We start from the raw sequence: 25,391 nt of genomic DNA on the forward strand, positions 1-25,391 counted from the left end.
GGCTGCCTGCATGCAAGAGGAACCCTGCCCATGACCCAGTGGGTCTACAGCTTCGGCGCCGGCCACAACGACGGCAGCGCGGAGATGCGCAACCTGCTTGGCGGCAAGGGCGCGAACCTGGCCGAGATGGCCAGCATCGGCCTGCCCGTCCCGCCGGGCTTCACCATCACCACCGAGGTCTGCACCTGGTACTACGAGCACGGCAAGCAGTACCCGGCCGAGCTGCGGGACCAGGTGGCGACGGCGCTCGCCCGCGTCGAGCAGGCGGTGGGCGCGCGCTTCGGCGACCACCGCAAGCCGCTGCTGGTCTCGGTGCGTTCCGGCGCCCGCGTCTCCATGCCGGGAATGATGGACACGGTGCTGAACCTCGGCCTGAACGACGCGACGGTGGATGGGCTGGCCGCCGCTTCCGGGGATGCGCGCTTCGCCTGGGACAGCTACCGCCGCTTCATCCAGATGTACGGCTCGGTCGTGCTCGGCGTGGACCACCACCGCTTCGAGGAGATCATCGAGCATGTGAAGCTCGACCGCGGCGTGATCGAGGATACCGAGCTCACCGCGCAGGACTGGCACCGCGTGGTGGATGGCTACAAGGACATGGTGGCCGAGGTGAAGGGCCAGCCCTTCCCGCAGGACCCCGAGGCGCAGCTCTGGGGCGCGATCGGCGCGGTGTTTGGTTCCTGGATGAATGCCCGGGCCAATACCTATCGCCGGCTGCACGACATCCCGGCCGATTGGGGCACGGCGGTGAATGTGCAGGCCATGGTCTTCGGCAATATGGGCGAGGATTGCGCCACCGGCGTCTGCTTCACCCGCGACCCCTCCACGGGCGAGGACGTCTTCTACGGCGAATACCTCATCAACGCCCAGGGCGAGGACGTGGTGGCCGGCATCCGCACGCCGCAGCCGATGAGCGAGGCGCGCGCCAAGCCCGGCGAACGCAGCATGGAAAAGGCGATGCCCGCCGCCTATGCCGAGCTGGTGCAGGTGCGCCAGACGCTGGAGCGGCACTACCGCGACATGCAGGACATCGAGTTCACGGTGCAGCAGAACAAGCTCTACATGCTGCAGACGCGCAACGGCAAGCGCACCGCCGCCGCCAGCCTCAAGATCGCGGTGGACATGGCGCGCGAGGGGCTGATCGACGAGCGCGAAGCCGTGCGCCGGGTGAACCCCAGCGCGCTCGACCAGTTGCTGCACCCGACGCTGGACCCCAAGGCGCCGCGCAAGCTGCTGAGCCGCGGCCTGCCGGCCTCGCCGGGCGCGGCCTGCGGCACGGTGGTGTTCACGGCCGATGAGGCGGAGGCGCGCGCCGCCAAGGGCGAATCCGTCATCCTGGTGCGGATCGAGACCAGCCCGGAGGACATCCACGGCATGCATGCCGCCAAGGGCATCCTCACCACCCGCGGCGGCATGACCAGCCATGCCGCGGTGGTGGCGCGCGGCATGGGGCGGCCCTGCGTTGCTGGCGCCGGCGGCGTCACGGTGGACTATGCCGGCCAGACGCTGATGGCCGGCGGCAAGGTGGTGCAGGCCGGCGAGACCGTCACGCTGGATGGTGCGACGGGCGAGATCTTCATCGGCGCCGTCGCCATGGTGGAACCCAAGCTCTCCGGCGATTTCGAGACGCTGATGGGCTGGGCCGACGCGGTCAGGCGGCTGCGCGTCCGCGCCAATGCCGAGACGCCGCTCGATGCCGAGACGGCGCGCAAATTCGGCGCCGAGGGCATCGGGCTCTGCCGCACCGAGCACATGTTCTTCGACCCGGACCGCATCGGCGCGGTGCGGCAGATGATCATGGCCGAGAACGAGCGCGGCCGGCGCGATGCGCTGGAGCGGCTGCTGCCCTTCCAGCGGCAGGATTTCGCCGCGCTGTTCCGCATCATGGTGGGGCTGCCGATCACCATCCGGCTGCTCGACCCGCCGTTGCACGAATTCCTGCCGCATACCGAGGCCGAGATCGCCGAGGTGGCGCAGGCGCTCGGCGCCGATGTCACGGCGATGCAGCGCCGCGCGGCGGAACTCTCGGAGGCGAATCCGATGCTCGGCCATCGCGGCTGCCGGCTCGGCATCACCTTCCCCGAGATCTACGAGATGCAGGCCCGCGCCATCTTCGAGGCGGCCGTCGAGATCGGCAAGTCCACCCGCAAGGCGCCGGTGCCGGAGATCATGATCCCGCTGGTCGCCACGAAGCGGGAACTGGAGATCACCCGGGCCCAGGTGGACCGGGTGGCGCAGGAGGTCTTCGCCGAAAGCGGCTACCACGTGGAATACTATGTCGGCACCATGATCGAGCTGCCGCGCGCCGCGCTGACCGCGGACAGCATCGCCGCTTCCGCCGATTTCTTCAGCTTCGGCACTAATGACCTGACCCAGACCACCTTCGGCCTCTCGCGTGACGACGCCGGCAAATTCCTGCCGGTCTATGTCGAGAAGGGCATCATGGCGAAGGACCCCTTCGTCTCCATTGATGTCGAGGGCGTCGGCGCCCTGGTGCGGATCGCCGCGGAGAAGGGCCGCGGCGTGAAGCCGGAGCTCAAGCTCGGCATCTGCGGCGAGCATGGCGGCGACCCGGCCTCGATCGAGTTCTGCGAGACGATCGGGCTGGATTACGTCTCCTGCTCGCCCTACCGGGTGCCGGTGGCGCGGCTGGCGGCGGCTCAGGCGGCGCTGAACGCGGCGCAGGCGGGCGGTGGGGGCGACCGCACGGCCTAGACCAGACCTGCCTTGCCCGGGGCCGCAGCGGCGGCCCCGGGCAGGACAGCCTGCGGCGTGGCCACACAATTAGCCCGGCTGCGCCGCCACCCCGTGCCAGCGCTCGTCCATGGGCGCCAGCATCATGCCGCCGGGCGCCGCCAGGCCATCACCCGGCAGCAGCCGGTCGGCGGCGATCGTCAATTCACAGCGGAGCCCTTCCGCTTCCCAGTGCTGCACGATGTTGCCGCCGAGCTGGCCGCGCACCGTCGACTCGATCAGCTTCGTGCCGAAGCCGGGGCGCGCCGGCGGGCCGGCCAAGGGCGGGCCGCCGCGTTCGGTCCAGAGGAGGCGCAGCCCGCCATCGGGCGCGATGGCCCAGTCCAGTTCCAGCCTGCCGCCGGGGGCCGAAAGGGCGCCGTGGCCGGCCGCATTGGTCGCCAGCTCATGCAGCACCATCGAGGCCGCCTGCACCGCGCCCGGCACCAGCGACACCGCCGCCCCGCGCAGCGCCACCTGGCCGGCGACGAGATGCGGGATCAGCTCCCGCTCCGCCAGCGCGCCGAATTCGGCGCCGCTCCAGCCCCGCTCCGCCAGCAGCGTATGCGCATGCGCGAGCGCCGCGACGCGGCCCTCCACCACCTCCATGTAGCGGCGCGGCGACTCCGCCCGGGTCAGGCGGACCAGGGAAAGCGCCACCGTCAGGGCGTTCCGGGCGCGATGGTCGACCTCCCGCGTCAGCAGCATTTGCCGCCGCTCCGCCTCATGCCGGGCGGTGACGTCGCGGGTGATCGCCAATTGGGCCAGCCTTCCGTCCGGCAGCGGCAGGGGTGCCGCGCGGGTTTCCATCCGATGGCGCGCACCACGCAGCCCGATGACATCGAATTCCCAGCCCCGCGCCTCGCCCTTGCAGACCCGCGCGTGGTTCGCCTGCCATTCCGCCCGGTGCTCCGGGGCGATGAGGTCGAGGGCACTGCGCCCCTCCACCTCCGCCGGCGCGCCGGCCTCGATCATGCGCAGCCCCGCCTGGTTCATCCGCAGCAGGGTGCCATCGGGCGCGACCAGCTTGATGCATTCCGGCGTGGTCTCGAAGACCGTCCGCAGCCAGGCCTCGCTGCCGGCCAGGGCCAGTTCCGCGGATTTCCGCTCGCTGATGTCCACCAGCACGTTCACCGCCCCGGTCAGCCTGCCGGCCTCGTCGAAAAGCGGCGTGGGATAAGGGACGAAGGGGACGCGGGTGCCATCGGGCCGTTCCGCCACGGCCTCGGTGCCGCGCACCGGGCGGCCCTCGTGCAGCGCCGTCGCCATCGGGCAGGCCTCATGCGGCATCGGCCTGCCATCCGGCCAGTAGAGCCGCCAGGAACCGCACCAGCGGGCATCGCCCAGCGGCGGGTGCCACCCCCAGAGCGTGGCGGCGGCCTCGTTGTAGCGGGTGAGCCGGCCCTCGGTATCGGTGGTATAGATCGCGACGCCCAGCGCCTCGGTCAGCGCCTGGTGCCGCTGTTCGGCCTGGGCCAGCGCCGCCTCGGCCGCCGCCAGCCGCGCGGGCAGGTCGGCCGCGCCGGCTTGCCCCGGCCGGCCCGCTGCCCGCAGGCCAAGCGCCCCGGCCAGGCGCCGCAGAAGCCCGGCGAACCGGCTGCGCGCTTGGCCTTCCCGGCGCGGAAACCGCAGAGCGGTGGATTGAGCCCCTGCCGTGGGGCCTTGCCCGGCGATCTCGGTCAAGGTGGTGCCTCGTGGGTGCCGGACGCGAACCCGGACGGTTGGGAGTGCAAGGCGCAGCAGCGGCCGCTTGGGCAGACCAATGCGACATGCCAACGCTGGCTAGCGCCCGGGGATGCCGCAGGTTGCCGGCGGATGCCAAAAAAAATCCCGGATGTTGCGGGAAGGCGGAATGCCCGGGCGCCTGGAAAGCCGGGGGGGGATTTCCATTCGCCCGGGTCCACTGGCCCGCATCCCGGCCTCGCCGCCCTGCCCCTGCCGTGAGGCGGGAGCGGGTTCCGGTGTGCCGATCCTGAGCTTCGCCAGCGAATTTCAGGGGGAGGACACTGGGGCGACTATTCCAGGCCGGAGCCGCGCATTCAAACCTGTTCAGATGCAGCGCGTGCCGCCGCCATCGATGTCGATATTGGTGCCGGTGATGAAGCCGGCGCGGTCGGAGCAGAGGAAGGCCACCAGACCGGAGCATTCCTCCGCCGTGCCGAGGCGCCCGAGGGCGACCGTCCCGATCGCCGCCGCATTCTCGGCCGCCGCGCTGCGCCCCATGTCGGCCGCCCCCTGGGCCACCACGCTGTCCCAGCGCGGGGTAGCGATGGGGCCCGGGTTCACGCCCGTGACCAGCACATTGTCCGGCGCGCATTCGGCCGCGAGCGCGAGGGTGAAGGAGAGCAGGGAGGCATTGACCGCGCTGCCGGTGATGTAGTTCGGCCGCGGCTGATGGCCGGAGCGGCCGATGATGTTGACGACGCGCCCCCATTTCCGCGCCCGCATCGGCGGCGTCAGGAGGCGCGCGCAGCGCATGTAGCCCATCAGCTTCAGGTTGATGGATTTCATCCAGACCTCGTCCGGCGTGTCGCCGATGCGCCCCATCGGCGTGGCGCCGGCATTGTTCACCAGTATGTCGATGGGGCCGAGCGCCGCCCCTGCCGCCGCCATGGCCCGGTCGAGCTGCGCGGGGTCGGTGAGGTCGGCGGGGATGGGCACGCAGCGCGCGTTGGTCTCGCGCGCGATCTCCGCCGCCGCGGCCTCCAGCCGTGCCGCATCCCTGGCAATGATCGCGACCGTGACGCCTTCCTGCGCCAATTCGCGCGCGATGGCGCGGCCGATGCCGAGCGAGCCCCCCCGTCACCACCGCCGTCTTCCCGCCAAGGCCGAGTTCCATCGCCGCATCCTCCGCATGTTTTGCGCGACTTCCGCGCGCCCGGCATGGCCTGTCAATCCGCCGCATTGCCGCCCTCGCCCCGCGGACCTAGCATCGGGCCAGCCCGGGGGAGATCGAGACGCCATGACCCGCATTCCCGTTGGCTCGCGCTTCGGCCGCCGCACCGCACTCGGCCTCGGCGGCGCGCTGCTGGCCGCCCCCGCGCGGGCCCAGGCCTGGCCGGCCGGCCCCGTGCGCCTGGTGGTGCCCTTCCCGCCGGGCGGCCCGGCGGATGCCATCGGGCGCCTGCTTGGCGAGCGGCTGGCGGAAGCCTGGGGCCAGCCGGTCATCATCGAGAACCGTGGCGGCGCCGGCGGCAATATCGGCGCTGAGGCCGTGGCCCGCGCGGCGCCGGACGGGCACATGCTGCTGCTCGCCGCCTCCTCGCATGTGCAGGGCGCGGCGCTCTATCGCCGGCTGGCCTTCGACCCGATCCGCGACTTCACCGCGGTGACGCAGGTTGCCTATTACAGCCTCGTCCTCGTCGTGCATCCCGCGGTGCCGGCGAAGGACCTCCGGGAATTCGAGGCGCTGCTGCGCGCGAATCCCGGCCAGGTCACCATCACCTCGGCCGGTGTCGGCACGCCGACGCATCTGGCGGCGGAGCTGTTCCGCATCCGCGCCGGGGTGGACTTCACCCATGTGCCCTTCCAGGGCGCGGCGCCCGCGCATACGGCGCTGCTGGCGGGGCAGGTGCAGGCGATGTTCCACAATCCGGTGCTCGCCGTGCCGGCGGTGCAGGCGGGGCGGCTCCGCGCCATCGCCACCACCGGCGCGGCCCGCGCGGCGGCGCTGCCCGCGGTCCCGACGCTTGCGGAGTCCGGCTATCCCGGCTTCGAGGCCGGTACCTGGTATGCGGTGCTCGGCCCCGCGAGGCTGCCGGCGCCGGTGGTGGCGCGGATCGATGCCGACCTCCGCCGCGCCATCGCCCTGCCGGCGGTGCGCGAGCGCTTCGCCGCGCTGTCGCTGGAGACGCGCGATGCCGGGCCGCAGGCGCTCTCCGGCATCATGCAGGAGGATCTCGCGCGCTGGACCGAGGTGATCCAGCGGCTGCGGATCCAGCAGGATTGAGCGCTCCGCTTCGGCGCCGCGGCATTCCAACCCGTGTTCGGCAGGGCGCCGGCCGCCCTCCTGGTGGTCCAGGCTTTGCAGGATGCCCGCATCCGCTGATACCCTGCCCCCAGGACCGATGCGCAGGCAGCCCATCCGGGGGATCGCGGCTCCCGGGTCGCACTGCGATGGGCGCGATGCCAACCGGATGCGGCGAGCGGCCGGTTCCCTGGCGCCGCAGGAAGGAATGATCGCAGATGGCCGCCCCGCACGAAACACAGGCTCCCGCCGGCGCGGCGCCGGTTCCGGACTACGATGCCATCATCATCGGGGCGGGCATGTCCGGCATGTACCAGCTCCATTGCCTGCGCGAACTGGGAATGCGGGTGCGGGTCTTCGAGGCCGGCTCCGGCCTCGGCGGCACCTGGTACTGGAACCGCTATCCGGGCGCGCGCTTCGATTCCGAAAGCTACTCCTACGGCTATTCCTTCTCGAAGGAGCTGCTGCAGGAATGGGATTGGACCGAGCATTTCGCCCCGCAGCCGGAGACGCTGCGCTACCTCAACCACGTCGCCGACAGGTTCGATCTGAGGCGCGACATGCAGTTCCATAGCCGGGTGGCCGCGGCGCATTACCGGGAGTCAGCGCGGGGCTGGGACGTGGTGCTGGAGGATGGCAGCCGCCACCATGCGCGCTTCCTGATCACCGCCGTCGGCCCGCTTTCGGCGCCGACCCTGCCGCGCATCGAAGGGGTGGGGACCTTTCAGGGCGAAGCCCATCACACCTCCCGCTGGCCGCATGAGCCGCTGCGCTTCGAGGGCAAGCGGGTGGCGGTGATCGGCACCGGCGCCACCGGCGTGCAGACGATCCAGGAGGTGGCCAAGACCGCCGCGCAGCTCACCGTGTTCCAGCGCAGGCCGAACTGGTGCGCGCCGCTGCACAACCGCCCGATCACCGAGGAGGAGCAGCGCAGGATCAGGGCGGACTATCCGGAGATATTCCGCCGCTGCCAGGAGACCTTCTCCTGCTTCCTGCACACCCCGGACCCGCGCGGCACCTTCGAGGTGACGCCGGAAGAGCGGGAAGCCTTCTACGAGGAACTCTACGCCTCGCCCGGCTTCGGCATCTGGGTCGGCAATTTCCGCGACATGCTGACCGACCCGGCAGCCAACAAGGAGATCTCCGACTTCGTCGCGCGCAAGATCCGCCAGCGCGTGCGGGACCCCAGGGTGGCGGAGATGCTGATCCCGAGGGACCACGGCTTCGGCACCCGCCGCGTGCCGCTGGAGACCAGGTATTACGAGGTCTACAACCAGCCCAATGTCCGCCTCGTGGACATCACGGAAACGCCCATCGAGCGGATCACGCCGAAGGGCATCAGGACCAGCGATGCCGAATACGAGTTCGACATCATCGTCTATGCGACGGGTTTCGACGCCATCACCGGCAGCTTCGACCGCATCGACATCAGGGGCCTCGGCGGGCAGCGCCTGAAGGACAAGTGGGCGCAGGGGCCGCAGACCTTCATGGGTATCCTGGCCGAAGGCTTCCCCAACATGTTCATGCTGATGGGGCCGCATACCGCCCTCGGCAACATCCCCCGCAGCATCGAATACAACGTCGAATGGGTGACGGACCTGATCCGCACCATGCGGGAGCGGAACCTGACCCGCGCGGATGCAAGGCCGGAGGCGGTGGCGGCCTGGACCGATCATGTGAAGGCGGTGGGGGAGGGTCTCCTGTCCAACGAGGTCAATTCCTGGTTCACCGGCGTGAACACCAATGTGGAGGGCAAGCAGACCCGCATCATCGCGCGCTACAGCGGCAGCGCCCCGGCCTACCGCGCATGGTGCGACGAGGTGGCGCTGAAGGAATACCGGGAACTCGCGCTGGCATAGCTGCGCTGCGCCGGCCCCGCCCGGCAAGCGCTGCCTCTGCCCGGGCGGGGCGCGAGCTCAGAGCTTCTCCCCGGCGCCGGTGCCGGCATGCGGGGTGGGGATGCACCACTCCTCACCCCTGGCGGTGGTGACGTATTCCGGCCAGCGCAGATCGACCGGCGGATCGAAATCGCGCGGCAGCAACGGTCCCACCCAGCGCGACCCGCCGACGCCGCCGCCGGTCCTCTCGCGGAACTCCGCCTGGGCGGCCGCCAGCACCTCGGGCTGTGCGGCCAGGTCGATGAGGGTCAGCGCCATGGTCTTCGCGGCCACGAACAGGCCGGGGTCCACCGCCCCTGGCAATCCGCCGAGCGCGTTGTAGGTCCAGTTCGGATAGGCATAGCCTGCGGAGGGGGGCGCAGCCGCGGCCGGCCCGCGAGCAGCCGCACCGTGGGCGCGTGCCAGCAGAATTCCACATAGTCATCCGCGCTCAGGTGCTTCTGCCAGGCGGGCAGGGCGGCACGCAGCTTCGCCTCGTTCGCTTCGGGTGGCGTCAGCCGCGTCACCTCGGCGATGAACGGGTCCTGCATCGGCTCCAGCCCCAGATTCCGCTGGATGGCGCGGCCGAACTCCAGCGCCTCCTCGCCATAGCTGGGGGCGCCCACCGCCTGCAGGTTCTTCCAGGTCAGGTCGGTCATCACCGTGTTCGGCAGGCCGACCCGCGTCTTGGTCACCCAGCGCACATGGGCGCGGCAGCCGGTGCTGGCCGCGGCCTGGCGGGCATTGTTCGCCAGCACCCGCCAGATCTGCTCCTGGATGCCGAGCGAGGAGGAGCGCCAGGAATACTGGATCTGCGAGAAGCGCGGCGTGAGGTTGTCCGAGGTCGCGCCACCATCACCGAGCACGAATTCGTTCAGTGTCCAGGAGCCGGCATGGGGGAACATCGCCTCCTTGGTGTATTTGGTGGTGGTGTACATCAGGCACAGCGCATCCAGCGCGCCGGGGCAGCGGGCCGCGGCGTGCGGGCCCTCGATGGGCATCAGCGAGGGGTCGATCCACAGTTCCGGCGCATCGGCCTCGAAGGTGATGACGGCGCTCCAATAGGCGCCGAATTGCGTCTCGCCCGTCACGGTATTGGAGGGCCAGGGGTGCCAGACCACGGCGGCATCGAGGCCATCATAATAGCCCTTGGCGGCATGGATGGGCTTGGAACCGCACACCTTCTCCGCCGGCTCGCCGAAGAGCTTCAGCCTGCCCGGCACGCCATGCGCCTGCATCGCCGCCTTCGCTGCCAGGATCGCCGCAAGCGCCGCGGTGCCGAGGACGGAGTGCGGATCCGTATGCCCCGCGGCATAGGGGTGCAGCCCCTCGCGCGGCGCCTGATACGGCACCACCTGCTGCGAGTTGCCGGGAACCGCGTCGTATTCCGAGAAGCTCGCCAGCACCGGCCCGCCCTGGCCCCAGCTTGCGGCGAAGGCGGTCGGCATGCCGCCCGAGGCTTCCTCCACCGTGAAGCCCTCGGCGCGCAGCAGCTCCACATAGTCCCGGGCGGAGCGGTATTCGCGCCAGGCCGGCTCGGCGTGGGACCATATCGTCGCGTTGAAGGCGGAGAGCCGTTCCTGGTTGGCGGCGATCCAGTCCAGCGCATAGGCGCGGATGGCATCGTGGTCCTGCATCTTTCCTGCCCTCAAGCTTGGATCATGCACGACGGACGTTCCAGAAGGTGGCGAAGCCGTCCAGCACGCCGGTGATACTGGTGCGGTATGCCGTGGGCTGCATGTATTGGCCGAGCGGATAGTAGGGCACCTCGCGCATGGCTTCGAGCTGGATGTCGCGGCAGATCGCCTGCTGCGCCGCCTCGTCGGGCGCGCGGAACCAGGCCTCGCGCAGCTCCTCGATGCGCGGCATGCTGGCCCAGCCGGCATAGCCGGCCTCGCCATTGCCGCGCAGCGCGATATGCCCCGCCGGATTCAGCCAGTCCGTGCCGGCCCAGTTGGTGACGAAGGCGCTCCAGCCGCCCTCGGAAACCGGTCCCTTGCGGTTGCGCCTTTGCAGCATCGCGTTGAACTCGACGGCATAGATTTCCACCGTCATGCCGACGCGCTTCAGCATGTCCTCGAACACCGCGCCCAGCGCCATGAGCACGGTGGAGTTCGAGGGCACCATCAGCACCACCGTCTCGCCGCGGTAGCCCGCCGCATGCAGGGCCTCCCGCACCCGCGCGGTGTCGCGCGGGCCGGTCAGCGGATCGAGGCCGGCATCCGACCCCATGGGCGTCCCAGGGCAGAAGAAGCCGAGCGGCACGTGGTAGAGGCCGGTCTCGGCCGGGCCGACCACCGCCTGCATGCAGGCGGTCTGGTCGAGCGCGCCCCATAGCGCCCGGCGGATCCCGGGGTTGTCGAAGGGTGGCTGGAGGTGGTTCATCCGCACCATGGCGACGAAGCCGGTGCGGTCCAGGACCCGCACCTGGACGTTCCGCGCGCGCCGCAGCAGGGAGAGCTGGTCGTGATAGGCGTATTCCTGCCAGTCCTGCTCGCCCGCCACCAGGGCGGAGGTGGCGGTGGAGGGGTCCGGCATGCTCCGCCACTCGACACGGTCGAAATGCACCACCTTCGGCCCGGAGGTCCAGGAGAGCGGGCCATCCCTGCGCGGCGCATAGCGCTCGAATTTCGTATAGACATTCATCGAACCCGCCACGCGCTCATCCGCCTTGAAGCGGAAGGGGCCGCTGCCGATCAGTTCCGGCACCTGGCGGAACGGGTCGGTATTGGCCAGCCGCTCCGGCATCATGGCGCAGACCGGCACCGAGGCTTTGCCGAGGGCGATGGGCAGCAGCGGAAAGGGATGGTTCAGGCGGAAGCGGATGGTGCGGTCGTCGGGGGCGGAGAGCTCGTCGGTCGCCGCCATCAGGGTCCCTCCGAAGGGGTCGCGCCGGGCCCAGCGGCGGATGCTCGCCACGCAATCGCGCGCCAGCACCTTCTCCCCGTCATGCCACAGCAGGCCCTCCCGCAGCGTCAGGTCCCAGCGCCGGCCGTCATCCTCGATGCGGTGCCCATCGACCATCTGTGGCGTGGCGCGGAAATTCCCGTCCATGCCGTAGAGCGTGTCGAACACCATGTAGCCGTGGTTGCGGCTGATATAGGCCGTGGTGGTGACCGGATCGAGCGTCACCAGGTCCTGCTGCGGCGTGAAGCGCAGCGTCGAGGCCGCCTGCGCCCGCACCAGGGCGGGTCTTGCGAGGGAGGCGACCAGACCAGCGCCCACGGTCCTCATCAGGATGCGTCGTTGCATGGATCGGGACCTCCTTCGGTAGGACAGCATCGATAGGCATGCCCGTGATGCATGGATGGTCACGCGGCGCCCATGCAGGGTGAGCCTGCGGCGCGGAAGCCGGGATTGGCAACCCTCTGGTTGCCTCCCGGGCCTGTCTCATTCCGCCCCCGGCCGCCACGTGCTAGCATCCGGGGCGGGATGCCGCACCCGTCCGATCAGGCTTCGCACTTTCGCCGCATCATCCATATCGACATGGATGCCTTCTACGCGTCCGTCGAGCAGCGCGACGACCCGGCGCTGCGCGGCCGGCCCCTGGCGGTGGGCGGCACCGGCGAGCGCGGCGTGGTGGCCGCCGCGAGCTACGAGGCCCGCCGCTTCGGCATCCACTCGGCGATGGCCTCGGTGACGGCGCGGCGGAAATGCCCCGGGCTGGTATTCGTGCCACCACGCTTCGAGGTCTACCGGGCGGTGTCGCGGCAGGTGCATGCCATCCTCGCCTGCTACACGCCGCTCATCCAGCCGCTGTCGCTCGACGAGGCCTATCTGGACGTGACGGCACCGCTGATCGATCGCGGCTCGGCGACGGCGATCGCGCAGGAGATCAGGGCGCGCATCCGCGAGGAGACGGGCCTGACCGCCTCGGCCGGCGTGTCCTACAACAAGCTCCTCGCCAAGCTCGCCTCGGACCACCGCAAGCCGGACGGCCTCTTCGTCATCACGCCGCGCATGGGCCCGGCCTTCGTGGAAACGCTGCCGGTGGGCAGGTTCCATGGCATCGGCCCGGCCACCGCGGCCAGGATGAACGCGTTCGGCATCCATACCGGGCTCGACCTGCGACGGCAGACATTGGACTTCCTGAAGGCCCGCTTCGGCAAGGCGGGCGAATACTACCACGGGGCGGCGCGCGCGGAGGACAACCGGCCGGTCCTGGCGGACCGGCAACGCAAGTCGATCGGCGCCGAGACGACCTTCGCAAGCGACCTGCTGGCCTGGGACCAGGTGCCGCCGGCCCTCGAACCGGTCTTCGCCAAGGTCTGGGCCGCCTATGACCGGGATGGCCTGGTGGGGCGGACAGTGACGGTGAAGGTCAAGTATGCGGACTTCCAGCAGATCACCCGCAGCCGATCCTGCGCCAGTCCGATCACCTCGCGGGCGACCATCGAGCAGGTCAGCTTCGAGTTGCTGCGGCCGCATTTCCCGCCGCCCCGCGGCGTGCGCCTGCTCGGGGTCACGCTGTCCAACCTCGATGCCGCAGCCGCTTCGCAAGACCAGCAACTGGCATTTGCCCTGACCTAGAGCATGATGTGTTCACCTTCGTTCACGCATCATGCTCCAGGCCTTTGTTTGATCGCGTGATTCACGCTTTTCGGTGCGAGCACCTTAAGCGATCACGCTCTAGCCGAGGCGCCCTCTCCGGCCCAGGCAAACCACCGCCGCCGCGCCAGGCGCCGCTTCGGTGCTTCAGCTCGGCTGCATGGCCTGCGGGGCCGGCGCTGCCGGTCCTTCGGGCCCCCTGATGCCAAGGCGGCCCAGACCGGGCAGCTTGATGGCAGGACGGCGGAGGTCGAGGCCCGCCACGGCACCGAGGATATTCACCTCCAGGCCCTCGACCCAGCCGAGGGTGAGGCCGGCATAGCCGCCCAGCGTCAGCCGGAGCCCGGTGCCGGAGGGCGTCGGGCGGATCCAGCGGCCGTCATAGGGATAGTCCTTGCCCAAGGCCGTCGGCGGGAGCGAGGTCCGGACCTCCGGCACGGCATCCATGACCGCGGAGACGAAGGTATTGGGATTCGGGCCCGGCCAGGGGCGGTAGTCCCCCAGGTTGCGCCAGGCGAATCCCGCGATGGCGGCCTCGATCCTCGGGATGAGGGCCGCGGCCGCCGCGCCATCGGCGGCGAAGACCACTTCCGGGACACGGCCGAACCAGCGTCCGTCGGGCTCGAAGCCGTTCATGCGGATGGGCTCGCCCCAGGCGGTATAGTCGTAGCGGGTATAGCGCGCGGCCCCGCCGGGTTTGAAGACGATCCAGCAGTGGACGGCGAAGATGCCGCGCCAGCGCACCGTCCTGGCCGCGAAGATCCGCACGACCGCATCCGGTTGCCGCGCCGCCGGCGGCAGGAGGCCGGCGCTTGAGCGATCCGCCGTCCGCCATCCCGCGCCACCCCCCTCCGCCTGGTGAAGGACGGCCGCAATGGCGAGGGGCAGCAGGAAGAACAGGGCGAACAGGAGCAGCCCGATTTTGGCAATGGACATCATCCTGCATAGGTTTGGTGGGCCGCGGCAAACCGCAACCATGCTGCAGGTCCGGCAGCTTTGCCGCTTGCCTGACGCCACGGAATCGGCCGATCCTTGCCATCCCAGATTCGACGATTTCCGGGAGCTGCCGCCATTCCCATGATCCTCGCCGCCAATGCCAATGCCCAGGGCAGCCATGTCGGCGAATGGCGGCACCCGACCGCCTGGGACAAGCCCGCCAGCAACCTGGAGAACGCGGTGCGCCTCGCGCGCATCGCGGAAGCAGGCAAATTCGACCTGCTGTTCCTGGCCGATGGCAATGGCGTGCGCAACCTGGACAAGCCCGACCTCTTCGCCGCGACCAGCCCCTCGGACCGGCCGGGCGTGTTCGAGCCGGTGACGCTGCTCTCGGCGCTGGCGATGGTGACGCGGCATATCGGCCTCGTCGCCACCACCACCACGACCTATGACGAGCCCTTCGCCGTGGCGCGGCGCTTCGCGTCGCTGGACCACATCAGCAAGGGGCGCGCGGGCTGGAACCTCGTCACCACCTCGAATCCCGGCGATGCGCTGAATTTCAGCCATGACGCGCATGTCGCGCGCGACGACCGCTACGCCCGCGCCGGCGAACTCGCGAAGATCGTCAAGGGCCTCTGGGATTCCTGGGCCGATGACGCCTTTCCGCAGGACAAGGCCAGCGGCCGCTACCTCGACCCCTCGCGCGTGCATGCGCTGAACCACAAGGGCGCGCATTTCTCGGTGGCCGGCCCGCTCAATGCCCCGCGCCCGGTGCAGGGCCATCCGGTGATCTTCTCCGCCGGGCAATCCGAGACGGGCAAGGAGCTTTCCGCCGCCACCGCCGATTGCGTCTTCGCCATCGAGGGCACCATCGATCGCGCGCAGCAGCTCTATGCCGACCTCAAGGGCCGCCTGGCGAAATACGGCCGCACGCCGGAAAGCCTGAAGGTGCTGAGCGGCGTGACCATCTTCGTGGGCGAGACGGAAGCCGAAGCGGATGCCCTCTTCCAGGAGCTGGAGGATCTGGTCCCGCCCGCCGTGGGCCTGGACTACCTCTCCAAGATGGTGGGCACGAGGATGGCGGCCTATCCACTCGACGGCCCGATGCCCAGCCTGGATTCCGAGCATGTCGGCCCCACCGGCATCGGCAAGGCCATCATCGCCATGGCGGCGGCGGAGGGGCTGACGGTGCGCCAGACCTACAAGCGCATCCTGCCGCAGATGGCGGGCAATCTCTTCAAGGGAAACCCGAAGCAGATCGCGGATGTCATGGAGGAATGGTATCGCGGGAAGGCTTGCGACGGCTTCATGATCGCGGCCCCGGTGGTGCCGACCGGCCTGGAGCGCTTCATCCGCCTGGTCGTCCCCGATTGCAGCGCCGCGGCCTGTTCCGCAGGGAATACGAGAGCTCCACCCTGCGTGGGAATCTGGGCCTCCAGCGGCCGGCGAACCAATTCTTCCCCGATGAGGCGAGGGCTGCCGCAGGATGAAATTCTCCCGCCGAACCGCGCTGGCCGCGCTCGCGCTCCCTGCGGTGGCGAAGGCCCAGGCTTGGCCCGCGCGGCCGCTCCGCGTGGTCGTGCCCTTCGCGCCGGGAGGGGCCACGGATCTCATCGCGCGGCTCGTCGCGGAGAACCTGGCGCGGCCGCTGGGCCAGCAGGTGGCGGTCGAGAACCGGGCCGGGGCCTTCGGCATCCTCGGCGCCGATGCGGTGGCGAAGGCCGCGCCCGATGGCTATACGCTGCTGGCCGGCAGCCCCGGGCCCATGGCGGTGAACCCCTTCGTCTACCGCAACCTGCCCTATAGCCCGGAGCGCGATCTGGTCGGCGTCTCCATGGTGGCGATGATTCCCTATGTGATGGTGGTGCCGGCCTCGCTCGGTGTCTCCACCGTGCAGGAACTCCTGGCCCTCGCGCGGTCGCGCCCCGGTTCCATCAACTTCGCCACGTCAGGCATGGCCTCGCGCCTGACGGTCGAGATGTTCCGCGCGCTGGCCGGTGGCGTCGAGATGGAGATGGTGCAGTATCGCGGCGGCGCGCCCGCCCGCACCGACCTGCTGGCCGGACGCATCCAGCTCGTCATCGAGCAGGCGCCCTCCTTCCTGGAGGATTTCCGCGAGGGCAGGCTGCGCCCGCTTGCCGTCGGCGGCGCCCGCCGCTTCGCCCTGCTGCCTGACGTGCCGACATTGCAGGAGGCGGGCATTGCCGGCTACGAGGCCGCGGCCTGGCTCGGCTATGCGGCCCCGGCCGGCACGCCCATCGAGATCCGCCGCCGCCTGGCCGATGAGATCGATCGCCTCCTGCAATTGCCGGAGGTGCGCGACCGCTTGGCCGCCTGGGGCGCCGAGCCGGTGGGCGGCCCTCCGGAGGAGATGGACCGCCTGCTCACCGCCGAACGCGCCAGGTGGAGCGACGTGGTGCGCAGGGCGGGAATCGAGCGGGAGTAGCGGCCGGAGCCCCTTGGCATCCAGCCCCCGCACGGGGGGCGCCGGACTCCTGAAGGCCAGGGTTCGACGCCGCCCGCGCCGCCGCCTATCCTCTGCCCGATGTCCCCTCTCCCTCGCGGCCCCGCCCCCGCCCGGTTGCTGCTGCCCGGCGCGCCCGCGCTGGTCGCCGGCCATGGCCGCGGCGTGCTGCTGACCCCGGATGGGGAATTGCTCGACCTGCCCGCCGCCGAACTCGCCCGGGCGCTGCGCGACCTGCCGCCGCCCATGCTGGTGCATGGCCCGGCCACCGCCCGCCGCCTCGACCTGCCCGCTTTCGACACCTGCTTCGACCTGCTGGAGCTGTTTGCCTTCTGCATGCCCGCCCGTGGCGCCGCGCCGACGCCGCGCGGCCTCGCCATGGCGCTCGACCTCGACCCGCCGAAGGACGATGCCGCCGCCGCCGCGCTGCTGCCGGAGATGGCCACGGCCATGCTGCGCCACCTGGCCGCCCGGCGCGGCCTGCCGCTCAACCGGGAGGCCGGGGCGCTGGCCGCCAAGCTGGCGGAGGCCGCCGCCTGGCCCTGGGCACCCGCCGTGCTGGCGGCGCTCGGGGAGGACCGGGCGCAGGCTTCCCTCGCACCCCTGAAGGTCTGGCGGCACCTGCCGGACTGGGAGGACCCCGGCCCGGCCCAGCCGCCCTCCAGCTTCGCCGTCCTGCCCAATGAGGCGCGGCAGCGGCTCGGCCAGATGCTGGGGCAGGAGGCGGAGCAGCGGCCGCAGCAGGCCGACTACGCCTCCGCCGCCAGCGCCGCCTTCACCCCGCGCGAGGACCGGGGCGCGCCGCATCTGGTGCTGGCCGAGGCCGGCACCGGCACCGGCAAGACGCTGGGCTATATCGCCCCCGCCAGCCTCTGGGCGGAGCGGAACGGCGCCCCGGTCTGGATCGCCACCTATACCCGCAACCTGCAACGCCAGATCGACCAGGAACTGACACGCCTCTACCCGGACCCGGAGGAGCGCCGCCGCCGCGTGGTGGTGCGCAAGGGGCGGGAGAACTACCTCTGCCTGCTGAACCTGGAGGAGATGATCGGCCAGGCGGGCCATCCCGATATGGCGGTGCCGCTCGGCCTGGTCTCCCGCTGGGCACTGGCGACGCGGGATGGCGACCTGCTCGGCGGCGACTTCCCCGGCTGGATCGTGGAATTGCACGGCCCGGCCGCGGTCTGGCCGCTGGCCGACCGGCGCGGCGAATGCATCCGCTCCGCCTGCCCGCGCTACAAGCAGTGCTTCGTGGAACACTCCATCCGCCGCGCCCGCAATGCGACGCTGGTGGTGGCGAACCATGCGCTGGTCATGGTGCAGGCGGCACTGGGCGGTGGTGACGCCAAAGGCGGCGAGGACCTCCGCCCGCTGCGCTACGTCTTCGACGAGGGGCATCACCTCTTCGATGCCGCCGATGCCGCCTTTTCCGCCGCGCTGACCGGGGCCGAGACGGCGGGATTGCGCCGCTGGCTGCTCGGCGCCGAGGGCGGCCGCTCGCGCGCCCGTGGGCTGCGCCGGCGGATCGAGGACCTGGCCGGCGACATCCCGGGAATTGCTGACGCCCATGGAGGCCGCGCTCACCGCCGCCCGCGCCCTGCCCGGCCTCGGCTGGGTGACGCGGCTGGGCGAGGCCCGGCTGGAGGAGAGCCCGCCGGAGGCGGCGGACCCGGAACCCCTGACGCGCGCGGCCGCCGACCGGCTGCGCAATCCCACCGAAGCCTTCCTCCGCGCCATCCGCCGCCAGGTCCTGGCCCGCGGGCCGGAGGAGGAGGGGCTCTATGACGCGGAATGCGACCTCCACCCGCTCGGCGAGGGGATGGCCGAGGCGGCGGAGGCGTTGGGCCGCGCCCTGAAGCGCCTGGAGGAACCCCTGGCGATGCTGCGCGACCGGCTCCAGGCCCGGCTGGAGGACGAGGCGGAGGAGCTGGAAACCGGCGACCGCATCCGCCTGGAAACCGCCGCCAAGGGGATCGAGCGCCGCGCCCTGCTGCCGCTCGGCGCCTGGCAGGCCATGCTGCGGGCGCTGGCCGAGGCGCCGCCCGCGCCCGGCGAGCGCCGCGCCTTCGTCGATTGGCTGGCGCTGTCGCGCCGCGACGGGCGGGAGGTGGATGCCGGGCTGCACCGCCACTGGCTGGACCCCACCATGCCCTTCGCCCAGGTGGTGGCGGGGCCGGCGCATGGGCTGCTGATCACCTCCGCCACGCTTCTGGACCGCGGTGGCGAGGCGGCGGAGCCGGAAGCCGCCTGGCTGGCGGCCGAGGCGCGGACCGGCGCGGCGCATCTGCCCATGCCCGCGATCCGCGCCGCCATGGCCTCGCCCTTCGACTATGCCGCGGCCACCCGCGCCTTCGTGGTGACGGATGTGGACAAGGGCAGCAGCGGCCAGGTGGCGGCGGCGATGGGGGCGCTGTTCCAGGCCTCGGGCGGCGGCGCGCTCGGCCTCTTTACCGCCATCCGGCGGCTGCGCGAGAGCTTCCATCGCATGGCGCCGGTGCTGGCGGCGGCCGGCATACCGCTGTACGGCCAGCATGTGGACGCCATGGACAATGCCACGCTGGTGGACGTGTTCCGGGCGGAGGAGGATGCCTGCCTGCTCGGCACCGATGCCATGCGGGATGGCGTGGATGTGCCGGGGCGGTCGCTCAGGCTGCTGGTCTTCGACCGGGTGCCCTGGCCGCGCCCCTCCATCCTGCACCGGGAGCGGCGCATCCATCTCTCCGGCGGCCATCCCAAGGCCTATGACGATGCGCTGTCGCGGCACCGGCTGCGCCAGGCCTTCGGCCGGCTGATCCGCCGCGCCGATGACCGGGGCGTCTTCGTGCTGCTCGACCGCTCCTGCCCCGGCCGGCTGCTGGCCGGGCTGCCGGAGGGGGTGGTAGTGCGCCGGGTCGGGCTGGCCGAGGCGGTGGCGGAGACCCGGGCCTTCCTGGCGCCGCCCTGACATGTCTTTGGGTTGACGCGGCGGCGCAGGCGAGCGACCACCACGGCCGAAAGAGAGGCCGCATGCCGAACACCCGATTCAACCCGCAGGAGGCGCTGGTCTGCGCCATGGTGCTGATGGCGGTTGCCGATCGGCAGATGTCGGATGCGGAACTCGCGATGATGTCGCGACTGGTGCAGGACCTGCCGGTCTTCAGCGATTTCCACCCGAGCGGGATCGCCAGCGTCACCGAAACCTGCCTGAGCCTGCTGGACCGGACCGACGGGCTCGACCGCGCCTTCACCCTGATCCGCGACGCGCTGCCCTCCAGGCTGCGGGAGACCGCCTATCTGCTGGCCTGCGAGGTGGCGGTGGCGGATGGCGACGCGCCGCAGGAACAACTGCAATTCCTGCAGGATTTCCGCATCGCCATGGATATCGACCGGCTGATCGCCGGCGCCATCGAGCGGGCGGCACGGGCGCGCTACCAGGTCATCTGATACCAACGGACCGGTCCAATGACCGGTCCGAGGCGCCGAACGGCGCCCGCGCCAAGTGGCGCGAAGCCAAGCAAACCGGAGGTTTGCGCTTCACGCCGGAGGCGTGCCTGCGGCACGACGCGACTGAGGGTAGGAAAAAGGCATACCAGGGGTCGATGAAATCGGCCGCTGGTATGAGACATCTGAAGAGATGAGCAGATGAACGGATCGATTATTGAACAGAAATCAGCTAAGTAACTGAATTTCTTTTACTATTGACCGCAGCGAAAGCGGCGGGTGTTCTCGCGCCATCACTTGGCGTGGAGATGGCGTGTGGAATTCCGGTCGATCGACGGCAGCGGCAACAACCTCGCGCAGACGGGGTTCAACGCCGCCGGCAGCGCCTTCATCCGCCTCGCCCCGGCGCGCTATGCCGATGGCATCGCCAGCCTGGCCGAGGGGCCGGAGCCGCGCAGCATCAGCAACCTGGTGGCGGGCCAGGGGGATGCCGCGGTGGCGAATGCGCAGGGGCTTTCCGGCATGATGTATGCCTGGGGCCAGTTCATCGACCACGACCTGACCCGCACCCCCTCCGATGGCGTGACCCGCATCGACATCGCGGTGCCGGAAGGCGATCCGGCCTTCCCGGAGGGCACCATCCTGCCCCTGACCCGGGCGGTGATCGACCCGGCGAGCGGCGGGGATGCCGCGCATCCGGCGGTGGCGATCAACCGGGTCACCGGCTGGCTCGACGCCTCCATGGTCTATGGCTCGGATGCCGCGACGGCGGCGGCGCTGCGCCTGCCGGATGGGCGGATGGCCGTCTCCGCCGGCGACAACCTGCCGGTGCTGGAGGGCGGCGTCTTCGCGGGCGATCTGCGGGCGGGCGAGAATCCCTCCCTCACCGCCTTGCAGGTCCTGTTCCTGCGCGAGCATAATTTCCAGGTGGAGCGGCTGCATGCCGCCGATCCCGGCCTGGACGCGGAGGCGCTCTATCAGCAGGCGCGGGCGATCGTCGGCGCCGAGATCGCGCATATCACCTATGACGAATTCCTGCCGCATCTGCTCGGCCCGGGGGCGCTCGCGCCCTATGCCGGCTACGACGCCGCGGCCGACCCGCGGCTGCTGCTGGAATTCGCCGGCGCTGCCTATCGCTGGGGCCATTCCACCGTCTCGGCCGAGACCGAGCGGCTGGACGAGGCGGGGAATGTCGCCGGGCCGGAACTCGAACTGCGCGACGTCTTCTTCATGCCGCCCGAGGATTTCGCCGGGGATGGCGGCGCCGACGGCTTCCTGCGGCATCTCGGCGCCGACCTCGCCCAGGCCATGGATGCGCGGATCGTGGAGGATCTGCGCAACTTCCTGTTCGACCCGCCGGTCGGGCAGGACCTGGCGGCCATCAACATCCAGCGCGGCCGCGACCTCGGCCTGCCAACCCTGAACCAGATGCGGGCGGTGCTCGGCCTCGACCCCTATGCGGATTTCGCGGAGATCACCGCCGATGCCGGCACCATCGCCGGGCTGCGCGCCGCCTATGGCAGCGTCGATGCCATCGATCTCTGGACCGGCGGGCTCTCGGAGGCGCTGCTGCCCGGCAGCTTCCTCGGCGAGACCTTCGGCAGCATCCTCGCCCGGCAATTCACGGCGCTGCGCGACGGCGACCGGCTCTGGTACCAGAACCAGGGCTTCGATGCTGCGACCCTGGCGGAGATCGAGCAGACGAGCCTCAGCGACATCATCCGCCGCAACACAGATACCGCGTACCTGCAGGAGGATGTCTTCGTCTATTTCGAGCGGCACCCGGCCGATGTGACGCCGGAACACCCGGGCCTGCCGCAGCTCGTGGTCGGCACCGGCGGTGGCCAGTACCTGGCCGGCGGCAAGGCGGGCGACATCCTGGCGGGCGGCGCGGGCGACCAGATGCTGCTGGGCAAGGCGGGCGCGGACACGATCCTCGGCGGCGAGGGCGCGGATCTGCTGCGTGGTGGCGCGGGCGCCGATACCCTGGTGGGCGGCGCTGGCCAGGATACGCTGGTGGGCGGTGCCGGCGCCGACCTGTTCCGCTTCACCGCCATCGGCGACAGCACCCCCGGCAGCCCCGACCTCATCCGCGATTTCACGCCGGGCGAGGACCGCATCGACCTCTCGGCCATCGACACCGATCCGGTGCGGCCCGGCGACCAGGGCTTCGCCTGGCTTGGCCTGGGCCGCTTCTCCGCGACCGGGCAGGCCGAGGCGCGCGTGCAAGGGCGCGGCGCGGAGAAGACCCTGCTGATGCTCGACCTTGATGGCGACGGGGCTGTCGATATGGTGGTCGCGCTCCGCAATGCGGTGCCGCGGGAGGAAGACCTGCTGCTCTGATCGGCCTGTCCCATGACCTTCTCCCGCGGGTTCCGCAGGCCGGAGGGCGTGGAGCGCGCGGCCGCAACCCCAGGGCGGCCAGCGCGCCCCGGCTATGGACGCGCTTGCGGCGAAGACCCTAGGCTTGCCGCGCGCCACCGGCCCGAAGGGGCCGGACGGTCCTGCCGTGCTTATAAAAAGAACGACTCAAGGGAGAGACGCGTCATGACCATCCCGCTTTCGCGGCGGCACCTCATGGCCGCAGGCGCGGCAATGACCGGCGCCACCGCGGCAAGCCATCGCGCCAGGGCACAAGCCGCCTGGCCGACCCGGCCGGTCCGGCTGGTCGTGGGCTTCACCGCCGGCAGTTCCACCGATGTCACCGGGCGGCTCTTCGCGCAGAAATTCAGCGAGGCCTGGGGCCAGCCGGTGGTGGTCGAGAATATCCCAGGCAATTCCGGCGCCCTCGGCGTTGATCGCGTCGCCAAGGCCGCGCCTGATGGCTATACGCTGATGTGGTCGGGCAATGCGGCCATCACCATCCTGCCGAGCCTGCAAAGCCTGCCCTTCGATCCGCTGAAGGACCTGGTGTCGATCTCCATGACACTGTCGATGCCGTCGGTCCTGCTGGTCAACAACGACCTGCCGGTGCGGTCCATCCCCGAACTCGTCGCGCATGCCAGGGCCAATCCGGGCAAGCTCTCCTACGGGACGCCGGGCGTGGGCACGCCGCAGCACATCGCGGGCGAGATGCTGTGCCACCTTGCCGGCATCCGGATGGAGCATATCCCCTATCGCGGCGCCAACCTGGCCGATGTGCTGAGCGGCATCGTGCCGGTCGGCATTCAGAATGCGGGGGCCGCCCTGCCGCTGGTGCGCGATGGCCGGTTGCGGTGCATCGGTGTCACCTCGCTCTCCCGCTCGGCCAATACGCCCGACCTGCCGACCGTGGCGGAACAGGGGTTCCCCGGCTTCGAGGCAACCTCCTGGTTCGGCCTGATGGCCCCGGACGGCACGGCGCAGGCGATCCTCGAAAAGGTGCATGCCGAATCGCTGAGGATCCTCGCCGACAATGAGATGAAGGCGAAATTCACCGCGCTCGGCCTGGACGTGGTCGGCAGCACGCCGGAGCAGATGCACGCCGCCATCGCCACCGATATCCCGAAATGGGCCAAGGTCATTGCCGATGCCGGCATCCAGCCGGCGCGGTGATGCCTTGGCCATGAGGGATCAACCGGCCGGGCGGCCAGCACCGGCGCTTCCGCCCTAAACCACCCCCGGCGGCGCCAGCGAGCAGGGATGCGCGGGGTCGCCGGCCTCGATCTGCAGGGTCGCATGGGCGATGCCGAAGCGGTGCCGCAGCGCCGCGCAAAGCCCCGCCAGGAAGGCGTCGTCCGGCCCGGCGCCGGGCCGGACCAGATGCGCGGTCAGCGCCGTCTCGGTGGTGCCGAGCGCCCAGATATGCAGGTCATGCACCTCCGCCACGCCGGGCTGCGCCGCGAGGAAGGCGTCCACCGCCGCCGGGTCGATATGCCGGGGCACGGCATCCATGGCGAGGTCGGTCGACTCCCGCAGCAGGCCCCAGGTGCCGGCCAGGATGGCGGCGGCGATCGCCAGGCCGAGCACCGGGTCCACCCAGGGCCAGCCGGTGGCGTCGATCAGCAGCGCCCCCGCCACCACCCCCACCGAGACGCCGGCATCCGCCAGCATGTGCAGATAGGCGCCGCGGCGGTTGAGGTCGGCGTGGCGGCCGCGCATGAAGAACAGCGCGGTGCCGAAATTCACCACCACCCCCGCCGCCGCGACCCAGAGCATCAGGCCGGTGGCGACCGGCGCGGGGTCCAGCAGCCGCTGCACCGAGCCGAGCCCGATGGCGCCCACCGCCACCAGCAGCAGCATGGCATTGGCCAGCGCCGCCAGGATGGTGGCGCGGTGCCAGCCATAGCTGCGCCGCGCGCTGGGCGGGCGGCGGGCCAGCCGCACCGCCACCCAGGCCAGCACCAGGCCCAGCACATCCGAGAGGTTGTGCCCGGCATCCGCCAGCAGCGCGAGCGACCCGGCGAGGAAGCCCGCCGCCGCCTCCAGCGCCACGAAGCCGAGGTTGAGGGCGACGCCGGGGGCGAAGCCGCGCTCGGCCGGGTCCGGGCCGTGGTGGTGGCCGTGGCCGTCATGGTCGTGATGCGCGTGGCTCATGCCGCCGAGGCTGCCACTCCGGGCGACGGGGTCAAACGAAAAAGGCCCCGGGGATCGCTCCCCGGGGCCCGTTCCGGCTGGTTCGGCAGGTCAGTCCTGCTGCCGGACGCCGGTGAGCTGCAGCAGCAGCATGAACAGGTTGATGAAGTTCAGGTAGAGGCCCAGCGCATCCATCACGCTGCGCTTGCCGGCCTGCTCCGTGCCCTCGGCATGGGCATAGTCGATGTAGTCGGCCTTGATGCGCTGGGTATCCCAGGCGGTCAGCCCGACGAAGACCACCACGCCGATCACGCTGATCGCGGATTGCAGCGCGGTCGAGCCGATGAACATGTTGACGAGGCTGGCGATGATGATGCCGATCAGGCCCATCATCATGAAGCTGCCCATGCGCGTCAGGTCGGCCTTGGTGGTGTAGCCATAGAGGCTGATGCCGCCGAACATCGCCGCGGTGATGAAGAAGGTCCGCGCGACCGAGGTGCCCGTGAAGGTGAGGAAGATGTGCGAGATGCTCGCACCCATCACCGCCGCGAAGGCCCAGAACAGCACCTGCGCCGTGGTCTTGGACAGCTTGTTGATGCCGAAGCTCAGCACCAGCACGAAACCCAGCGGCGCGAACATGGCGATATAGGCCAGGATCGTCGGCTGCACCGCGGCGCCGCGCGGCGTCATCACCCGCTGATAGAACAGCGCCTGAAGCTCAGGCGTATTGGCGATGAGATATGCCACGATGCCGGTCAGCACCAGGCCGGAGGCCATCCAGTTGTAGACCCGGAGCATGTATGCCCGGAGCCCGGCATCGACGGCGGCCGCGTCGGCGGTCGCCGTACGACCCCATCCTGGCGCACCCGTCGTGTATCGATAGTCGGGTTGAAGGGCCATATTTCGTAGAACCTCCCAAGGGGGGTGGACGCGAGCGATCCCCGCTAGCCTA

Annotated in this window: 15 protein-coding genes and 3 pseudogenes; 10 read left to right on the plus strand and 8 right to left on the minus strand. The window is 70.7% G+C overall.

What is annotated here, in order from left to right:
* Positions 1–30: 30 nt before the first annotated feature.
* On the plus strand, positions 31–2,715 hold the full coding sequence (gene ppdK, locus KSF81_RS06720; RefSeq protein WP_217378316.1) for a pyruvate, phosphate dikinase: 2,685 nt from the start codon (positions 31–33) through the stop codon (positions 2,713–2,715).
* A gap of 69 nt (positions 2,716–2,784) precedes the next feature.
* Here ppdK and KSF81_RS06725 read toward each other — a convergent pair whose 3' ends face one another.
* Both KSF81_RS06725 and KSF81_RS06730 read right to left on the minus strand, forming a co-directional pair.
* Entirely contained in the window at positions 2,785–4,416 is a 1,632-nt protein-coding gene (locus KSF81_RS06725) for a PAS domain-containing protein (protein ID WP_217378317.1), read from the minus strand.
* Between the two features lie 366 nt (positions 4,417–4,782).
* Positions 4,783–5,520: pseudogene (locus KSF81_RS06730) on the minus strand (SDR family oxidoreductase); the annotation flags it as partial.
* 175 nt (positions 5,521–5,695) lie between these two features.
* On the opposite strand from KSF81_RS06730, the gene KSF81_RS06735 reads away from it, so the two are divergent.
* Positions 5,696–6,682: a tripartite tricarboxylate transporter substrate binding protein gene (locus KSF81_RS06735; protein ID WP_217378319.1), complete on the plus strand. Its 987-nt coding sequence runs from the start codon at positions 5,696–5,698 to the stop codon at positions 6,680–6,682.
* A gap of 236 nt (positions 6,683–6,918) precedes the next feature.
* The gene (locus KSF81_RS06740) at positions 6,919–8,559 is read left to right on the plus strand and encodes an NAD(P)/FAD-dependent oxidoreductase (RefSeq protein WP_217378321.1); all 1,641 of its coding nucleotides are present in this window, start codon (positions 6,919–6,921) and stop codon (positions 8,557–8,559) included.
* 57 nt (positions 8,560–8,616) lie between these two features.
* Here the strand turns inward: KSF81_RS06740 and KSF81_RS29210 are convergent, their stop codons facing one another.
* From KSF81_RS29210 to KSF81_RS06750, 3 genes are read right to left on the minus strand one after another with little or no spacing between them, the layout of a single operon-like run.
* Positions 8,617–8,889 carry a hypothetical protein gene (locus tag KSF81_RS29210; RefSeq protein WP_254453393.1) on the minus strand — a complete coding sequence of 91 codons (273 nt, stop codon included), beginning with the start codon at positions 8,887–8,889 and terminating at the stop codon, positions 8,617–8,619.
* Complete coding sequence (locus tag KSF81_RS06745) at positions 8,847–10,214, minus strand: M20/M25/M40 family metallo-hydrolase (protein ID WP_254453394.1); 1,368 nt, start codon at positions 10,212–10,214, stop codon at positions 8,847–8,849. Before KSF81_RS06745 ends, KSF81_RS29210 begins: the two co-directional genes overlap by 43 nt.
* Before the next feature lie 22 nt (positions 10,215–10,236).
* Positions 10,237–11,829 (minus strand): ABC transporter substrate-binding protein, encoded by a 1,593-nt coding sequence (locus KSF81_RS06750; RefSeq protein WP_217378322.1) that lies wholly within the window; start codon positions 11,827–11,829, stop codon positions 10,237–10,239.
* A 180-nt stretch (positions 11,830–12,009) separates the two neighbouring features.
* Between KSF81_RS06750 and dinB the strand changes: the two genes are divergently transcribed.
* On the plus strand, positions 12,010–13,107 hold the full coding sequence (dinB, locus tag KSF81_RS06755; RefSeq protein ID WP_217378323.1) for a DNA polymerase IV: 1,098 nt from the start codon (positions 12,010–12,012) through the stop codon (positions 13,105–13,107).
* Positions 13,108–13,272: 165 nt separating this feature from the next.
* On the opposite strand, the gene KSF81_RS06760 is transcribed toward dinB, so the two are convergent.
* The gene (locus KSF81_RS06760; RefSeq protein ID WP_254453395.1) at positions 13,273–14,061 is read right to left on the minus strand and encodes a DUF3750 domain-containing protein; all 789 of its coding nucleotides are present in this window, start codon (positions 14,059–14,061) and stop codon (positions 13,273–13,275) included.
* Positions 14,062–14,202: 141 nt separating this feature from the next.
* Between KSF81_RS06760 and KSF81_RS06765 the strand changes: the two are divergent.
* From KSF81_RS06765 to KSF81_RS06790, 6 genes and pseudogenes are all read left to right on the plus strand, one after another.
* Positions 14,203–15,372: pseudogene (locus tag KSF81_RS06765) on the plus strand (LLM class flavin-dependent oxidoreductase); the annotation flags it as partial.
* Positions 15,373–15,547: 175 nt separating this feature from the next.
* Positions 15,548–16,507: a tripartite tricarboxylate transporter substrate binding protein gene (locus KSF81_RS06770; RefSeq protein ID WP_254453396.1), complete on the plus strand. Its 960-nt coding sequence runs from the start codon at positions 15,548–15,550 to the stop codon at positions 16,505–16,507.
* Between the two features lie 99 nt (positions 16,508–16,606).
* A pseudogene (locus KSF81_RS06775) lies at positions 16,607–19,469 on the plus strand (ATP-dependent DNA helicase).
* A gap of 62 nt (positions 19,470–19,531) precedes the next feature.
* Complete coding sequence (locus KSF81_RS06780; protein WP_217378326.1) at positions 19,532–19,948, plus strand: tellurite resistance TerB family protein; 417 nt, start codon at positions 19,532–19,534, stop codon at positions 19,946–19,948.
* A 312-nt stretch (positions 19,949–20,260) separates the two neighbouring features.
* Positions 20,261–22,288 (plus strand): peroxidase family protein, encoded by a 2,028-nt coding sequence (locus KSF81_RS06785; RefSeq protein WP_217378327.1) that lies wholly within the window; start codon positions 20,261–20,263, stop codon positions 22,286–22,288.
* Positions 22,289–22,492: 204 nt separating this feature from the next.
* The gene (locus tag KSF81_RS06790; RefSeq protein WP_217378328.1) at positions 22,493–23,479 is read left to right on the plus strand and encodes a tripartite tricarboxylate transporter substrate binding protein; all 987 of its coding nucleotides are present in this window, start codon (positions 22,493–22,495) and stop codon (positions 23,477–23,479) included.
* Positions 23,480–23,533: 54 nt separating this feature from the next.
* Here KSF81_RS06790 and KSF81_RS06795 read toward each other — a convergent pair whose 3' ends face one another.
* Both KSF81_RS06795 and KSF81_RS06800 read right to left on the minus strand, forming a co-directional pair.
* Entirely contained in the window at positions 23,534–24,460 is a 927-nt protein-coding gene (locus tag KSF81_RS06795) for a cation diffusion facilitator family transporter (protein ID WP_217378329.1), read from the minus strand.
* A gap of 90 nt (positions 24,461–24,550) precedes the next feature.
* Positions 24,551–25,339, minus strand: coding sequence for a Bax inhibitor-1/YccA family protein (locus KSF81_RS06800; protein WP_217378330.1), 789 nt, complete (start codon positions 25,337–25,339; stop codon positions 24,551–24,553).
* Positions 25,340–25,391: the final 52 nt, after the last annotated feature.

It is taken from the genome of Siccirubricoccus sp. G192 (assembly GCF_019084075.1).
Taxonomy (GTDB): Bacteria; Pseudomonadota; Alphaproteobacteria; order Acetobacterales; family Acetobacteraceae; genus G192.

Coding starts and splice junctions, on each gene's coding strand:
- ppdK (WP_217378316.1), top strand. CDS start 31: ATGACCCAGTGGGTCTACAGCTTCGGCGCCGGCCACAACGACGGCAGC.
- KSF81_RS06735 (WP_217378319.1), top strand. CDS start 5,696: ATGACCCGCATTCCCGTTGGCTCGCGCTTCGGCCGCCGCACCGCACTC.
- KSF81_RS06740 (WP_217378321.1), top strand. CDS start 6,919: ATGGCCGCCCCGCACGAAACACAGGCTCCCGCCGGCGCGGCGCCGGTT.
- KSF81_RS06745 (WP_254453394.1), bottom strand. CDS start 10,214: ATGCAGGACCACGATGCCATCCGCGCCTATGCGCTGGACTGGATCGCC.
- KSF81_RS06750 (WP_217378322.1), bottom strand. CDS start 11,829: ATGCAACGACGCATCCTGATGAGGACCGTGGGCGCTGGTCTGGTCGCC.
- dinB (WP_217378323.1), top strand. CDS start 12,010: ATGCCGCACCCGTCCGATCAGGCTTCGCACTTTCGCCGCATCATCCAT.
- KSF81_RS06760 (WP_254453395.1), bottom strand. CDS start 14,061: ATGTCCATTGCCAAAATCGGGCTGCTCCTGTTCGCCCTGTTCTTCCTG.
- KSF81_RS06770 (WP_254453396.1), top strand. CDS start 15,548: ATGAAATTCTCCCGCCGAACCGCGCTGGCCGCGCTCGCGCTCCCTGCG.
- KSF81_RS06780 (WP_217378326.1), top strand. CDS start 19,532: ATGCCGAACACCCGATTCAACCCGCAGGAGGCGCTGGTCTGCGCCATG.
- KSF81_RS06790 (WP_217378328.1), top strand. CDS start 22,493: ATGACCATCCCGCTTTCGCGGCGGCACCTCATGGCCGCAGGCGCGGCA.
- KSF81_RS06795 (WP_217378329.1), bottom strand. CDS start 24,460: ATGAGCCACGCGCATCACGACCATGACGGCCACGGCCACCACCACGGC.
- KSF81_RS06800 (WP_217378330.1), bottom strand. CDS start 25,339: ATGGCCCTTCAACCCGACTATCGATACACGACGGGTGCGCCAGGATGG.